Genomic DNA, 13,466 nt, shown 5'->3' with positions numbered 1-13,466 from the left:
CTGACCATCTCCTGCTAAAGTTGAAACTGTACTTTCCTGACAGTATTACTGGCGTATTCAAGGAAAAACGGTTGCACTAAATTACGGATAGTACCATCCATTTCCCCTAAAATGGCGGTAGCTTAGAGCAGCGATACCGTTATTTATTCGGCAGGTTGTCGTACACATCCAGTGCGTGTGCTGTGTAGGTGAGGGCGGCCCCAGTGTTCATTTTTATAGCCACGGACAATGCTTCAGAAATCTCTTCCCGGGTTGCGCCATGTTTCACGGCCGCATCGACGTGCACTGCCAGACAACCATCGCAACGGGTAGTAACCGCCACGGCCAGCGCAATCAATTCCTGTGTTTTGGGATCCAGATGCCCATTTTCTAAAGTCCCCTTGTCCATTTGCTGAAAGCCTTTCATGAACTCCGGCTGCAATGTGGCAAATTTACCAATGGCAGCCAGCAGGCCACTACGATACTCATTCCAGTTTGAAAGCATATCTGTTCCTGTTTTATATTAGAGGATTGTGTATTCAGATCACATAATAAATGCGAATATCTGGTGCCTGGTTCAGAAAAGGCTTCAATTCTTCCACAACGTCTTTTGTAAATAATTCACTGGTAAGATACGCCTGCGCTTGAGCAGTAGTTTCAAAGCCATGTAAAACTTGCACGTCTTCATCCCGAATAAGCAATTCTTTTGAGGTCGCTCCGGCAATGGTATTTAAAAATGGCGCTTTATATTTTTGATAAACATTTGCTGCGGCAGGGCGGTTGTGGTTGCTGATATTCAGGGTGATTTGTAAGTAAGCCATAGTATTCTCCTTCAAAAGGGACCGAGATAAGCAAAGTATTCACAGTCATTGACGAATGACAGTAGGGGAATTATCAACATGACCGTCTGATCTAACAAATCACATATTCTTGTGTGGCGGAGAAGATTTTCTATGTTGTGTATTGTCCTGACGAGGACTTAATTCATCTGGGTGAGTCTGGAATATGGAGGCCTCATTAGAATATTTGTTTTGAATAAAGCCCCCTGTATAGGCAATATTAGCGGTGGAGAGGTAGGTTTTTAGTATTGATTGATAACATGGTTTGCCACTTTGCCAGTGTTAAACTCGCCAGTTTTCCCAAAGCCAGATAAAAAGGATGACCTCCTGAAATTCAGGAGGTTGGGCTATTTTTAATCAAAATATCATTAATTAACCAGTCATGAAAAACTTTTACTTCAGGACGCATCACTGCTTTTTGTGGTGTAACAATGTAATAGGACCATGTTAGCGGCCAGCGTATATTTGGATGAAGTTGTATCAGTTGTCCTGTGGCAATTAACTGTTCAACCAACGCACGGCGGACAATTGCCACTCCCTGGCCGCTAAGCGTAGCCATAATAACCGCTGAGGTAGAGTTAATATGCAATCCTGTATAACGCGTAGCTGGAGCTTGCGTTGCGGCTAAGACTTCTTCCCATGAAGGAAAATTTGCACCAGGGTGCAGGGTATCATCATGGATGAGTTTTTGTTCTGCCAGCCATTCGCCGCACGTAATTTTCTCAGGCGGTACAATGCGTGGGCTGCATACCAGAACAGCTTCCTCATCCATTAACCATGTCTTATTTACCCCCGACCAGTCTCCTTTGCCACAACGAACACCAATATCTGCCTCTCCGTGAGCCACATCCATGAGTTTTTCCGTCACATTCAGGCGTAGCTCGATATTTTGATGCGTTTCGGAAAAACGATTTAATTTTTCCATTAACCAGTTCATCACCAGAACTTGTGAGGCCGTGAGAATGACGACGGATCGAGCCTGACGACCGCGCAGTTTATTAAGTCCTGACTCAAGGCTATCGAGCCCTTGAGTGATCTCTTTTAGCGCATCCTGAGCCTCAGTCACGAGCGTGAGCCTTTCTTTACCAGAACGTGTCCGGTGTAAAAGGGGGTGGCCTACCCAGTCTTCAAGTGCCCGAACCAGTTGTCCTACGGCTGCCGGGGTGACGCCTAGCTCTTTGGCTGCACCTGTGAAGCTACCATGACGCGCAGTTGCTTCAAAAGCGTGCAGCCATTTCAAGCGATTAAGCGAACGCATTTTATTCTCCATCTCATACGATGGAACTAGTATACGTGATCGAGATAGAATTTCTTCCTCAAATTAATAAAGCATATTCTTGCACATTTACTGCATAAAGCAGATTGTGTGTTTTCAGCAAGGTACAAAAACTATCATGCCGATAAATTTTTTCTACTTTGTATGCGATTAAGTAAAAAATTATTATTTAGAATAGCTTTATGCTGTTATATAAAACTATTTAACGTTTATTAGTTACAGGGATAAAAATGATGACAATTCCTTTGACAATCAAGCAAATAGAAATGCTGGTTAAAGCAAGTGAAAGCAAAGGTCTCTCAGAAGCTGCTCGGTTACTTAACCTTTCGCCATCTGCTATCAGTAAAGGACTTGCTGCCTTAGAAGAAAACTTAGGTGTTGCTCTTATTAAGCGAACAACCAGAAATTTTCAGCTTACTGAAGCAGGAGAATTTTTTGTTGCGAGAGCATCAAAATTATTAGAAGAATTTGATGATGTTATAAATAGCACATGTGAATATATAAATTATCCCCATGGTCTATTGAAAGTCACAAGTTCTGTTGCTTTTGGCTACGCACATCTGGTTGAGATTTTTGATAAATACAGGGAACTGAATAAAGATGTCGAACTCATTCTTGAACTTGATGATCACATTGTTAATCTCAACGAAAATGATGTTGACATTGCCCTAAGGATCACATCAACACCGCCACAAAATTACGCAACGCGCAAGCTGGCGGAGGTAAGTTGGATGTATTGTGCTTCACCTGCATACCTTGAGAAAATGGGGGCCCCTAAAAAATTAGACGACCTCATTAACCATCAATGTTTGGTCTATCAGGGGATTACACCTTCTCTGCGTTTTTCTGCACCTGGCTCAAGTAGTAACAGTTGTAACCATAGGCCTAAAATTCCGTTATCAGTCAATAGCAGTTTACTTTTACTAAAAGCCGCTCTTGCAAGTCAGGGGATTGCCTGGCTACCTTCATATCTTGTCAGTTCTCATATTGAAGATGGCGAGTTGATTCCTTTAACCATGGATGGAAAGTGTGTTTATCCGACTCACAGTCTTTATGCACTGTACTTTCCAAGCAAGTATAAAAATCCAAAAGTAAGATCGTTTATTGATTTTCTCCTTGAAGATCACCAGCCATGGAAAAAATGGGAAGAAACAATAAATAAATTGAAGTTTTAATTATATTAAAATTTGTACTCAATCACATAATATGATGTATTTATGTGATATGGCATTTGAGATTGTTACTCCACAATGTTGGTATGTGGTTCTTAATCACCAAAGATTGTGAAAAAAAATAAAAACTGATTTTTCTAATATTCACTGGCATCGTGAATCGCACTATGGAATGCTTATTCTTATAAATTTAGTCATCGAGAATAGGCTTCTACTAAAAGAGTTAATAAAGCTCGGTGGGTAATTTTTTATATTTTAAAGATATACCCCCTTAAAAAACGCAGAAAGATTATTGCTTCATTTATATAATGGAAATAAAAATGAAAGTTATTATTAACACTGACAAAGCACCATCTGCCATAGGACCTTACTCGCAAGGTTTCATATTTAATGGTCTCGTGTTCACTTCAGGACAATTGCCGTTATATCCTAAAACAATGAATTTAACAGAAGGAGGAATTAAAGAACAAACATGGCAAGCATTGCTTAACTTAAAGTTTGTTCTTGAAATGGGGGGAGCTTCGCTTGAAACCGTTCTTAAAACAACTTGTTTCCTTAAGAATATGGATGATTTCAACGCGTTCAATGAAGTATACGAAACCTTTTTTGGTAAAATTAACGGACCAGCTCGTTCATGCATACAGGTTGAAAAAATTCCTAAAGATGCTTTGGTAGAGATTGAAGCTATTGCTTTTGAAAATAAATAATTATCACAACATTCTTTTCTATTTATAATTTAATTGTTCGATAACGTAGTGAAAGTACTTTATAAGAATTATAGGAGATGAATTATGTCTGAATGTACCTTAACTAAAGATGATATAAAAAGAATACCATTCACGTTATATGATGCTGGGTGGGTCATTTTATGTATTGGAATGGCAATAGGTGCTGGTATTGTTTTTTTACCTATCCAGATTGGAATAAAAGGCATCTGGGTTTTTATAGTGTCTATCATAATCGTTTATCCTGGTATTTATCTCCTTCAGGATATTTATTTGAAAACTTTGTCGAGGACAGAAGATGCAAAGGACTATACAAGCATTATTTCTCAATATTTAGGCCCTAACTGGGCTATTTTCATGAGTATCATATATTTTTTGATGTTATTTAAGGGAATATTTAACTATTCACTTGCTGTAACATTTGATAGCGCTTCATTTCTACAAACATTTGGTATTACCGACGGACTCATGTCAGACCATTTTTGGTGGGGATTGCTTGTTATATCAGTTCTGGTTGCCCTTGCGTCACAGGGTGAAAAATTAATTTTTAAAATTTCAACTCCTATGGTTCTGGTGAAGTTAGGTATTGTCCTGTTAATTGGTATTGCAATGATACCGCACTGGAATTTTTCAAATATATCTGCTTTACCAAATATGGGGTCCTTTATTCGCGATCTTTTTCTAACAATGCCATTTACGTTATTCTCAATCCTTTTTATGCAAATACTAAGCCCGGTGAATATTGCTTATCGTAAGATTGAGTCAAATCGACGCATTGCAACATATCGTGCTATACGAGTCAACCGTATAGCTTATGCAATTTTGGCTATAAGTATTCTCTTCTTTGCTTTTTCATTTACTTTCACCTTAAACCATGAGCAGGCAATGCTGGCTTATAAGCAAAACATTACTGCGTTGGCATTGGCAGCAAAAGTTTTACCTGGTTCACTTATCAAAATCATGACTGTCCTGCTCAACATTTTTGCTATATTGACTGCCTTTTTAGGGATTTATCTTGGTTTTCAGGATGCTTTGAAAGGGATAGTTAGAAATATTGTTTCTCGGTTTATTCCAGTAGAGAAAATAAATGAACGTTTTCTTTCTGTTTTTGTTTGTGCCTTTTCAGTTATAAGTTTATGGTGTCTGGTCATGACCCGGATGTCAATTATACTTCTTAATCAACTTAGTGCTCCTCTCTATGGTATTGTTGGGTGTTTAATTCCAGGGTATTTGATATATAAAGTTTCCTTACTGCATGACCTTAAAGGAATGGCTGTATACTATATTATTGGTATTGGATTGATGCTATGTTTCTCACCATTATTTATATTATTTGATTAATTTCTGATATCAACAAGGAAAAATAAATGAACAACTCTGTGAAAAAATTTAAACCTAGTACGGAAATACTCCAGTTTGGCCGCGACCCAAACAAACAGTATGGTTTTGTAAATGGTCCAATCTACCGTGGTTCTACTATTATATATAATTCCGTAAGCGATATAGAAAACAGAAATGCACGTTATGATTATGGAACAGCGGGCTCGCCAACTATTGAGAACCTTGAATCTGCATGGACGCATTTAACTGGAGCAGCAGGCACAGTTTTATCTCCATCCGGTTTAGGCGCCATCGCACTTGCGCTCTTAACGACAACGAAGAGTGGTGACCATTTATTAATGCCAGATAGTGCCTATCGGCCATCGCGTAATTTTTGTCTGAACACCTTGGCTAAATTTGGTGTTGAAACAACATATTATAATCCTCTCATAGGTTCGGATATAGAGGGGCTAATTAAATCAAACACCTCTACTATATTTCTTGAAGCGCCAGGTTCACAGACTTTCGAAGTTCAGGATATTCCGGCAATTGTATCAGTTGCCAAAAAACATAATATCAAGACTATTTTAGATAATACTTGGGCAACGCCAATATTTTTTCAGGCACATAAGCATGGTATAGATTTATCACTTGAAGCTGGTACTAAATATCTAAGTGGCCATTCAGACCTCTTGATGGGACTGATCTCAGCAAACCAGGAGACATGGCCTGATCTCAGGAAAATGTACAGCAGTATGGCAATGCTTCCTGGACCAGAAGATTGTTTCCTGGCGCTTCGTGGATTACGTACCATGCATTTACGCCTGAAAGAAGCTGAGAGGAAAGGTATTGAAATAGCAAAATGGCTCAAAAATAGGCCGGAAGTCCTCAGAGTGTTACATCCTGCATTTCCTGAATGTCCTGGACATGAATATTGGAAACGAGATTTTACCGGTTCATCTGGATTATTTTCCATTGTTTTAGACCCTAAATTTAATAAAAGTAATTTAGCTAATATGCTGGATCATATGTCACTTTTCTCTATGGGATTTTCTTGGGGAGGTTATGAAAGTTTGATCATACCATTTGATTGTACAGAATATCGTACTGCAACAGAATGGAATCCTGGTGGGTTAACGTTAAGACTACAAATTGGTCTGGAAGATATCGAAGACCTTAAGTGTGATCTAATAGAAGGCTTTGAGCGTTTAAATCAGGTTATATGCTAATTTAAATTCATGGAGGAGATATCCACATTACTCTCCTCCGTTCTGCTTGCTTTCCGGCTGAGTCATCTATTTGTCAAAATGATTAGTCTGGGAATGATAGGTTAACTTTGACACTCCGAAAATCGTCCCTGTCAATAAAACGCTACGAGATAGATTTTCTTTAGCGGCCAGCAAAATCTTCTGATTCGTCAGTCCTCGTCGTTGAAGCCATCATTAGTTCACATAAAAGCAGTAATCAATTATTTAAGAGGTTAACGATGAGCGCATTAGTTAGATCACAAAACGGAAAACTATTTTCCCTACGGTAAAAATGTCGGCATCAGTTTTTGCAGATAAGAAAAAAGCATTATCAGACATGGTGTTACAGCAGGAGCACATAACCAGGCACTGATGCGTACTGGTTTCTTGTTAACTCAAGGTAGCCACGCCCGCCGCCTGATGCTGGCAGAAGGCATGGGGATTAAGCGAGCGCCTGATGCCGCCGTTCTCATTGCTGTGTTTTCAGCCAGGCGGCAATATCCTGTGTCGGCAGATGATGTTGTGCATTCCAGGTGTCACTCATCGGCCACCACATACCGTCACCACGCGCGAAGGCAACGCGATAGCGCAGCATTGGATCATGCGGATGTAAACGGAGTTGCTCCTGTAAGTCAGGTAGCGTCAATACGCCTCGGGTAAAAGTTTGCTGCGTCACGCGTTCGACCGTTTCCGCCAGTTTTGCATAAGAGGTCGTTTCCCCCGCGACAAAGACGACTTCGTTAGTGATACGCGGCTGATGCAGATAAATTTCAGTGGTCAGGCGACCAATATCCGCAGGCGACGTGACGGTGACCTGCCTTTCCCATCCGCCGAGGGCATTGATGGTTTTTTGGTCTAAGTTGACCACATCAAAGGCCGGTTCGAAGAGAAAAGAGGTAAATAAACCGGTTGAAACAATCACCCACTCTGTGACGTTTTGCTCGCGCAAAAGCGTCCTGACGTCATACTGTTCGTCCCACATCGGCTGGCCGCTGCCTTTGCCGACCACATCGTAATTCACGCCAAACTGCCAGGGGAAATAGCGCTTAACGCCCGCCTCCAGTACCGCGCGGGTGATTTTTATCTGGGTACCCGCACCGGCGACAAACCCCATACAATTGATGATCGTATCAAAACCGTGGAATTGATCTTTTAACGCTGCAACCGAACTGTCTGCGATGTCGACCGGGATAAACCGCGCACCGGCATCCGCCAGTTGTTGATGAATGCTGGAACGTCGTTTGCTCTGTTTATCCCTGGATCGCCCTGACACAATAACGCAAACGGAACCATTACGCTGTGTGACCGCCGGAACCAACGACGCCAGCACTGACGCCCCCAGTTGTCCCGCGCCCAGCACCAATACTTTTTCACCCACCTGATTATTGGATTGTTTCATTTGCACCTCTCTGTGTTGATTCACCTGTAGATAGAGATTACGTCAGGGATCTGCGTTCGATAAGACGCCGAAGACGGGTTAGACTGTTCTGATAAATGGGATAATTGGCGGGGGGAAAATGGACAAGCTGGAAGCGATGCAGGTCTATGTTTGCGTAGTGGATACCCATAGTTTTATCAGAGCCGCCGAAGTGCTTGGCGTGCCGCGCTCAACGGTATCGCGAGTGGTTAAAGAACTGGAATCCTGGCTTAAGATTCAACTTTTGCAACGTACAACTCGCAAACTTAGTGTGACCGCAGAGGGGCGGCGTTACTACGAAGAGTGCAAAAGAGTGCTGGCAGATATCGCGGCCATGGAGTCGTCATTTCCCGGCCGGGCGGCACAACCCAAAGGGCGTTTTAAAGTGGGGATGCCGCAATCTCTCGCCCGACATTGCATTATTCCCACGCTCCCGGCCTTTTTGCGCCAGTATCCGGAGCTGGAGCTGATACTTTGTTCCAGCGATAGCGTGGAGGATATTATCCTGCAAGGGTATGACTGCGTGATTCGGGCCGGCAGGATCGATGATTCCACCACGCTGGTTTCCCGCCCACTTGCCAGCTTTAACTGGGTGATAGCAGCATCGCCCACTTACATTGAGCGTTACGGTAGCCCTGAAAATTTAGATGATCTGCAAAAGCACCATGCGGTCGGCTACCTGAACCACCGCACCGGGCGTACCACCGACTGGTTTTTTACGCGTGAGGGGGAGGATTACGCGATGCGGGTGCAGGAGACGCTGGTTGTCGATGATACGGACGCTTATATTCAGGCCGGAATACAGGGACTGGGGTTAATTCGCGTCGCCAGCTATCTGGTTGCGCCGTATCTGCACAGCGGGGCGCTGGTGACCTGCATGGACAACCATTCTTACGATTTGCCGCTTGCGCTGGTCTATCCGCAAAACAGGTTTCTGCCGCCTGCGGTACGCGCTTTTTATGACTGGTGCAAAACGGCGCTGAGCCAGCCGGCGCCTCTTCGCTAAAAATATTATTCCGGATATCGCATTGCCTGTTCAGAAAACTTTTTCACAGACGGTCAAAATGACGGTACTGGTTTTTGACGCATAAGTAAAAGGCATTATCAAACAGGTGCTACACGGCGAGGATATAGCAAGCACTGAACGTTTGGATGCAATAAAAAATCTGTACAACTGTTATTAATGAACTTTTTGTATAAATATAATCGGATTTAACAATACTCATTGTACCTGTATTTTGCTCTTATCATGGCGTCTTTACGACGAAAGGGTGCTTTAGCGTGGAATATTCAATATTAAGTAACAACCTTAAAATGCCTATGGTGGGTTTTGGCGTTTTTAAGGTAACCGACAAAGAAGAATGTCAGCAGTCAGTGTTAAGCGCTATTCGCAGCGGTTATCGTCTTATCGATACCGCTGCGGTATACGGCAATGAAGATGCCGTTGGTGACGCTGTTCGTGAAGCCATCGCGACAGGTCTGTGTACCCGTGAGGAGTTATTTATTACTTCTAAACTGTGGGTGCAAGATATGGCTAACTACGATCTGGCCAAAGCAGGTATTGAAGCGTCGCTGAAAAAATCCGGGTTAGATTATTTTGATCTCTATTTATTGCATCAGGCAATGGGCGATTATTTTAGTGCGTGGCGCGCGCTGGAAGACGCTTATGAAGCCGGTAAACTAAAAGCCATTGGCGTGTCCAACTTCTATGCGCATGTGTTAGCCAACTTCTGTGAAACCGTCAGAATTACGCCAATGGTAAACCAGGTCGAATTGCATCCATACTTTGCACAACCCGCCGCGCTGGAAACCATGAAGCATTATAACGTTCAGCCTGAAGCGTGGGCGCCGTTAGGCGGCGGGAGACATAAACCGTATGAAAATGTCATGCTTCAAAGGATTGCCGATGGCCATCAAAAAACCATCGCGCAGGTTGTCCTGCGTTGGAACGTGCAGCGTGGCGTCACGGTTATTCCTAAATCCACTCGACAGGAACGCATTGAAGAGAACTTTGCCATCTGGGATTTCTCACTAACGGATAATGAAATGGCTCAAATCAACGCCCTTGATTTAGGCTACGTTGGCGAAGCGGTGAAGCATTTTAATCCTGAATTTGTTCGCGGTTGTCTTGGCGTTAAAATCCACGATTGATCCCGGCGCTTGCGGATGTTTTCTCGCATGAACAGCTTCTAACACGGTTGCCGGAGCGTAGACGGCAACCGTGTGATATTCGCCTGGCCGTCAGGAGCCGAAGGCACCATCGATGGTGTGCATCGCGCCGGTGACGAAAGAGGCTTCCGGGCCGGCAAGCCATGCCACCATTCCAGCCACTTCTTCAGGTCTTCCGTGTCGTTTGATTGCCATGAAACTGTGCATCAGCTCTTTCATGGGGCCATCTTCCGGATTGATGTCGGTATCAATGGGGCCTGGCTGCACCACATTTATCGTAATCCCGCGGGGGCCAAAATCACGGGCCAGGCCGCGCGCCAGCCCTTGCAGGGCTGATTTACTGGCGGCGTACGCGGCCATTCCCGGTACGGGCATCCGATCGCCATTCACGGAACCGATAATAATAATGCGTCCACCTTCCGGCATGTTGCGGGCTGCTTCGACTGACGCATGGTAAGGCGCATGGATATTAATGCGGAACAAACGATCTATCGCATCGCTATCTTGTTCCAGCGCATCGCCGAAGAGAGCGACGCCCGCATTGACGACCAGAATATCCAGCGGTCCGTACTCACGCACGAGGCTGATGACGGCATCACGATCGGCGCTATCCGTCTGGATGGCGATGCTTCCGGTTTCCGTTGCCAGTTTTTCGGCGGCTTCACGCGATCCGGCGTAGCTGAAAACGACCGATGCGCCGTCAGCGCTAAAGCGTCGTACAATAGCCGCGCCGATACCACGACTTCCCCCTAAAACCAGTACAGATTTGTTGCGAAATAGCGTCATCAGGATGTCCTTTATGATATTGTAGTAGCCACTACAATATGCGTAATGAAATCATGCCGTCAAGGAGTTATGTAGTAATGACTACAAAACATAGCCGAACGCCGGGTCGCCCTCGCCAGTTCGATCCGGAGCAAGCCATTGAAACCGCTCAACATTTATTTCATTCGCGCGGCTACGACGCGGTGAGCGTAGCGGATCTGACAAAAGCGTTCGGGATCAATCCTCCCAGTTTCTATGCGGCGTTTGGTAGCAAGTTGGGGCTGTATACTCGCGTATTAAAGCGTTACAGGATGACCGACGCGATTCCGCTCGGGGCGCTTCTGCGTCACGATCGCCCGACCGCGAAGTGCCTTATCGATGTGCTGATGGAAGCGGCAAGACGTTACGCTGCCGATCCTGATGCTACCGGATGTCTGGTTCTGGAGGGCGCTCATTGTAACGATAAACCGGCACGAGAGGCCGCCTGCGAGTTTTACATCGCTGCTGAAAACCTGATTCGCACTTATGTCGCCATGCGGTATCCGCAAGAGGCTGACCGGACGACGGACTTTATGGGGACGCTAATGGCGGGACTTTCCGCCAAGGCGCGGGCGGGGTATAGCCTGGAGCGTCTTCAGGAGAGCGTGCTTCTGGCTGGGGATGTGCTGGAGCGATTACTGCCGGATTAACGCAGCGCATCAAAAAACCTGAGCCAATCAGATACGGGCAAACAGAGAGCAATAGCCCTAATCATCCATCTTGCCGTTGCGGTATTCGGTAAAGTACATCAAAAATAGAGGTGTCAGGGAAACGAGAAATGCAAAAATGTAGTCTTATTACGGTACTTAGCTTATCAGTGTTGATGCTAGCCGGATGTACAACGACCTATACCATGACGACCCGGACGGGAGAGATTATTGAAACGCAGGGTAAGCCGGAGGTTGACACCGCAACCGGAATGACGAAATACGCTGATGCTTATGGTTATCATCGCGTTATTAAAACCAGTGAAATAGTGCAGACGACAGAAGGCGCATCGAAGCTGGACTGGTAATGCGCTAAAGCAGTTGGGAGGCCGTGTCCAGTATGGGTACCGGACGGTTTCTGGGCCTGAATTGAATAGAGCGCCTGTATAGCCGAATTCCGGGTATCGGCTTGATTTGTGTTGTCAGTTATTTGGTTGTTCCCTGTATAGTGAAGATAAACAGTACTCATGGCTAACGGTCTGTTTTGGATTGCTAACTATCCCGGATTCTGCGCGTTTTATTTAGTCACAACCGTGGTTAAGAATATTTTGGGTCAGACTTACACGCCGGGTATTAAGATAATCCGTCGCATAGAGAGCTTGATCGGCATCATTCGGTTCAAGAAGAAACGGCGTGACTTTAGGTATGAGATCAGCAAAGAGGTTATATTGATCCACAGAGGCAAAATGCCGGGTAGCGCTGGCCCAGGGCATTCGCATCAGCTCTGCGTAAGAAGGGGATAGTTGAACAGGTAAATCAAATTCTTTCAGATTAGCAAGCATCTCCTTATTCATATAAAATGTGACCCTGTTTCGCGAAAAGGTGTTAAGCACTGCCTTCAGTCGTTTAACTTTTGCTTCTTTACTCATGCTATTATCAAAAAAACGTGGTGAAAGCATAATAGCAATCGATGCATTTGATGAAATAACATTATGTAGTGGTTTCAGGGCTACAACAATCTGATCGTTTGTGAAGATACGCTGCGTACCAGAAGAGGTAGTATAGTTTCCACCCAGCCAGATCACATAATCCGTTGTTTTGAGGGGAAGCGCTTTTTCCGGTATATTACCCCTGTCAGGTGCCACTGTTTCAATTGCTAGTGAGTCTTGTCCCCAGACATTATTTACTTTAGAACTCAAAAAATTATATTCTGAAATGTTCCTTAGTTTTAGTAGAGTTATCTGCGAGCGGGTAAAAAAGAGATTGAATCTCACTTTGTTCTGCAATTGCCGAAGTAATCTGAGCGTGTTCTGATCGATCAGATGAGTATAAAGACCAACAGTTTTTCCGGAAAGTATTGCTGAGGCATTGTTCGCAAGAAGCATCTCTTTTATAGCTCCTTGCCCAATAATCAGTACACAACGGTATTTTTCTGGTCTGATTTTATCTATGGGGATATCGGTAAGATTGACCAGGTCAGGAGTGCCATGCCGCCAATTATCATGAATGACTGCGGCTCCGGAGGCGTCTCCTCCGGCTCCCCTGGTGATAATAAGAGGAGGGTGGGTACTGGCATGTGCGATATACGAAAAACACGCTACCATTGCTAGCGTTGTGTTTCTGATGGTTGTATACATATCGTCTGCCCTGATTTCGAAAATATGAATAATGTCTCCTCTTATAATGTACATCAAAAAGAGAGCATTTTAATTAAACGTTATCTCAACGAGATAAAAGGTTAGCACAGTAAAGTATAGAGAGAATGTAATCATACCAACATTGTAAATGTGGGAGCATGAAGGCCCCGCAAGCCGCCCGGCCAGCATACTCCCATTAATAGTTAAAGTATGGACTTTGCTTTTACCGTAAAC

14 protein-coding genes are annotated in these 13,466 nt (G+C 44.2%); 8 read left to right on the top strand and 6 right to left on the bottom strand.

Features of this window, described 5'->3' with window-relative positions; all coding sequences use genetic code 11:
* Nucleotides 1–139: 139 nt before the first annotated feature.
* The 3 genes from ABVN44_RS12855 to ABVN44_RS12845 form a co-directional block, all read right to left on the bottom strand.
* Nucleotides 140–484, bottom strand: a complete 345-nt coding sequence (locus ABVN44_RS12855) for a carboxymuconolactone decarboxylase family protein (protein ID WP_000950635.1) — start codon at nucleotides 482–484, stop codon at nucleotides 140–142.
* Nucleotides 485–518: 34 nt separating this feature from the next.
* Nucleotides 519–800, bottom strand: coding sequence for a hypothetical protein (locus ABVN44_RS12850; RefSeq protein ID WP_000323820.1), 282 nt, complete (start codon nucleotides 798–800; stop codon nucleotides 519–521).
* A 352-nt stretch (nucleotides 801–1,152) separates the two neighbouring features.
* Entirely contained in the window at nucleotides 1,153–2,076 is a 924-nt protein-coding gene (locus tag ABVN44_RS12845; protein ID WP_001257182.1) for a LysR substrate-binding domain-containing protein, read from the bottom strand.
* 251 nt (nucleotides 2,077–2,327) lie between these two features.
* Between ABVN44_RS12845 and ABVN44_RS12840 the strand changes: the two genes are divergently transcribed.
* The 4 genes from ABVN44_RS12840 (at nucleotide 2,328) to metC (ending at nucleotide 6,540) form a co-directional block, all read left to right on the top strand.
* A complete protein-coding gene (locus ABVN44_RS12840) occupies nucleotides 2,328–3,269 on the top strand; it encodes a LysR family transcriptional regulator (RefSeq protein WP_001537910.1) in 942 nt (313 codons plus the stop codon).
* Nucleotides 3,270–3,586: 317 nt separating this feature from the next.
* The gene (locus ABVN44_RS12835; protein WP_000864437.1) at nucleotides 3,587–3,973 is read left to right on the top strand and encodes a RidA family protein; all 387 of its coding nucleotides are present in this window, start codon (nucleotides 3,587–3,589) and stop codon (nucleotides 3,971–3,973) included.
* Between the two features lie 84 nt (nucleotides 3,974–4,057).
* The gene (locus ABVN44_RS12830; protein WP_001287671.1) at nucleotides 4,058–5,332 is read left to right on the top strand and encodes an amino acid permease; all 1,275 of its coding nucleotides are present in this window, start codon (nucleotides 4,058–4,060) and stop codon (nucleotides 5,330–5,332) included.
* 26 nt (nucleotides 5,333–5,358) lie between these two features.
* Nucleotides 5,359–6,540: a cystathionine beta-lyase gene (gene metC, locus ABVN44_RS12825; RefSeq protein ID WP_048348826.1), complete on the top strand. Its 1,182-nt coding sequence runs from the start codon at nucleotides 5,359–5,361 to the stop codon at nucleotides 6,538–6,540.
* 487 nt (nucleotides 6,541–7,027) lie between these two features.
* On the opposite strand, the gene ABVN44_RS12820 is transcribed toward metC, so the two are convergent.
* Nucleotides 7,028–7,957: an aromatic alcohol reductase gene (locus tag ABVN44_RS12820; protein WP_023231243.1), complete on the bottom strand. Its 930-nt coding sequence runs from the start codon at nucleotides 7,955–7,957 to the stop codon at nucleotides 7,028–7,030.
* Between the two features lie 118 nt (nucleotides 7,958–8,075).
* Between ABVN44_RS12820 and ABVN44_RS12815 the strand changes: the two genes are divergently transcribed.
* Nucleotides 8,076–8,981: a LysR family transcriptional regulator gene (locus tag ABVN44_RS12815; protein WP_023231244.1), complete on the top strand. Its 906-nt coding sequence runs from the start codon at nucleotides 8,076–8,078 to the stop codon at nucleotides 8,979–8,981.
* 275 nt (nucleotides 8,982–9,256) lie between these two features.
* Entirely contained in the window at nucleotides 9,257–10,126 is an 870-nt protein-coding gene (locus ABVN44_RS12810; RefSeq protein WP_023231245.1) for an aldo/keto reductase, read from the top strand.
* 90 nt (nucleotides 10,127–10,216) lie between these two features.
* Here the strand turns inward: ABVN44_RS12810 and bdcA are convergent, their stop codons facing one another.
* Nucleotides 10,217–10,930, bottom strand: coding sequence for an SDR family oxidoreductase (bdcA, locus tag ABVN44_RS12805; RefSeq protein ID WP_023231246.1), 714 nt, complete (start codon nucleotides 10,928–10,930; stop codon nucleotides 10,217–10,219).
* Nucleotides 10,931–11,007: 77 nt separating this feature from the next.
* On the opposite strand from bdcA, the gene ABVN44_RS12800 reads away from it, so the two are divergent.
* Together ABVN44_RS12800 and ABVN44_RS12795 are read left to right on the top strand one after the other, a co-directional pair.
* Nucleotides 11,008–11,598, top strand: coding sequence for a TetR/AcrR family transcriptional regulator (locus ABVN44_RS12800; RefSeq protein ID WP_000208474.1), 591 nt, complete (start codon nucleotides 11,008–11,010; stop codon nucleotides 11,596–11,598).
* 128 nt (nucleotides 11,599–11,726) lie between these two features.
* Entirely contained in the window at nucleotides 11,727–11,963 is a 237-nt protein-coding gene (locus ABVN44_RS12795) for a YgdI/YgdR family lipoprotein (RefSeq protein ID WP_001168016.1), read from the top strand.
* A gap of 213 nt (nucleotides 11,964–12,176) precedes the next feature.
* Here ABVN44_RS12795 and ABVN44_RS12790 read toward each other — a convergent pair whose 3' ends face one another.
* Complete coding sequence (locus ABVN44_RS12790; protein WP_023223624.1) at nucleotides 12,177–13,286, bottom strand: hypothetical protein; 1,110 nt, start codon at nucleotides 13,284–13,286, stop codon at nucleotides 12,177–12,179.
* Between the last annotated feature and the right edge of the window lie 180 nt (nucleotides 13,287–13,466).

The organism is Salmonella sp. SJTUF15570, from assembly GCF_043357055.1.
In the GTDB taxonomy this organism is placed as follows: Bacteria; Pseudomonadota; Gammaproteobacteria; order Enterobacterales; family Enterobacteriaceae; genus Salmonella; species Salmonella enterica.
Note: the sequence above shows the minus strand (reverse complement) of the source record. Positions and strands in the feature narration are given on the sequence as shown.

Coding starts and splice junctions, on each gene's coding strand:
- ABVN44_RS12790 (WP_023223624.1), bottom strand. CDS start 13,286: ATGTACATTATAAGAGGAGACATTATTCATATTTTCGAAATCAGGGCA.
- ABVN44_RS12800 (WP_000208474.1), top strand. CDS start 11,008: ATGACTACAAAACATAGCCGAACGCCGGGTCGCCCTCGCCAGTTCGAT.
- metC (WP_048348826.1), top strand. CDS start 5,359: ATGAACAACTCTGTGAAAAAATTTAAACCTAGTACGGAAATACTCCAG.
- ABVN44_RS12835 (WP_000864437.1), top strand. CDS start 3,587: ATGAAAGTTATTATTAACACTGACAAAGCACCATCTGCCATAGGACCT.
- ABVN44_RS12840 (WP_001537910.1), top strand. CDS start 2,328: ATGACAATTCCTTTGACAATCAAGCAAATAGAAATGCTGGTTAAAGCA.
- ABVN44_RS12845 (WP_001257182.1), bottom strand. CDS start 2,076: ATGCGTTCGCTTAATCGCTTGAAATGGCTGCACGCTTTTGAAGCAACT.
- ABVN44_RS12815 (WP_023231244.1), top strand. CDS start 8,076: ATGGACAAGCTGGAAGCGATGCAGGTCTATGTTTGCGTAGTGGATACC.
- ABVN44_RS12850 (WP_000323820.1), bottom strand. CDS start 800: ATGGCTTACTTACAAATCACCCTGAATATCAGCAACCACAACCGCCCT.
- ABVN44_RS12795 (WP_001168016.1), top strand. CDS start 11,727: ATGCAAAAATGTAGTCTTATTACGGTACTTAGCTTATCAGTGTTGATG.
- ABVN44_RS12855 (WP_000950635.1), bottom strand. CDS start 484: ATGCTTTCAAACTGGAATGAGTATCGTAGTGGCCTGCTGGCTGCCATT.
- ABVN44_RS12830 (WP_001287671.1), top strand. CDS start 4,058: ATGTCTGAATGTACCTTAACTAAAGATGATATAAAAAGAATACCATTC.
- bdcA (WP_023231246.1), bottom strand. CDS start 10,930: ATGACGCTATTTCGCAACAAATCTGTACTGGTTTTAGGGGGAAGTCGT.
- ABVN44_RS12820 (WP_023231243.1), bottom strand. CDS start 7,957: ATGAAACAATCCAATAATCAGGTGGGTGAAAAAGTATTGGTGCTGGGC.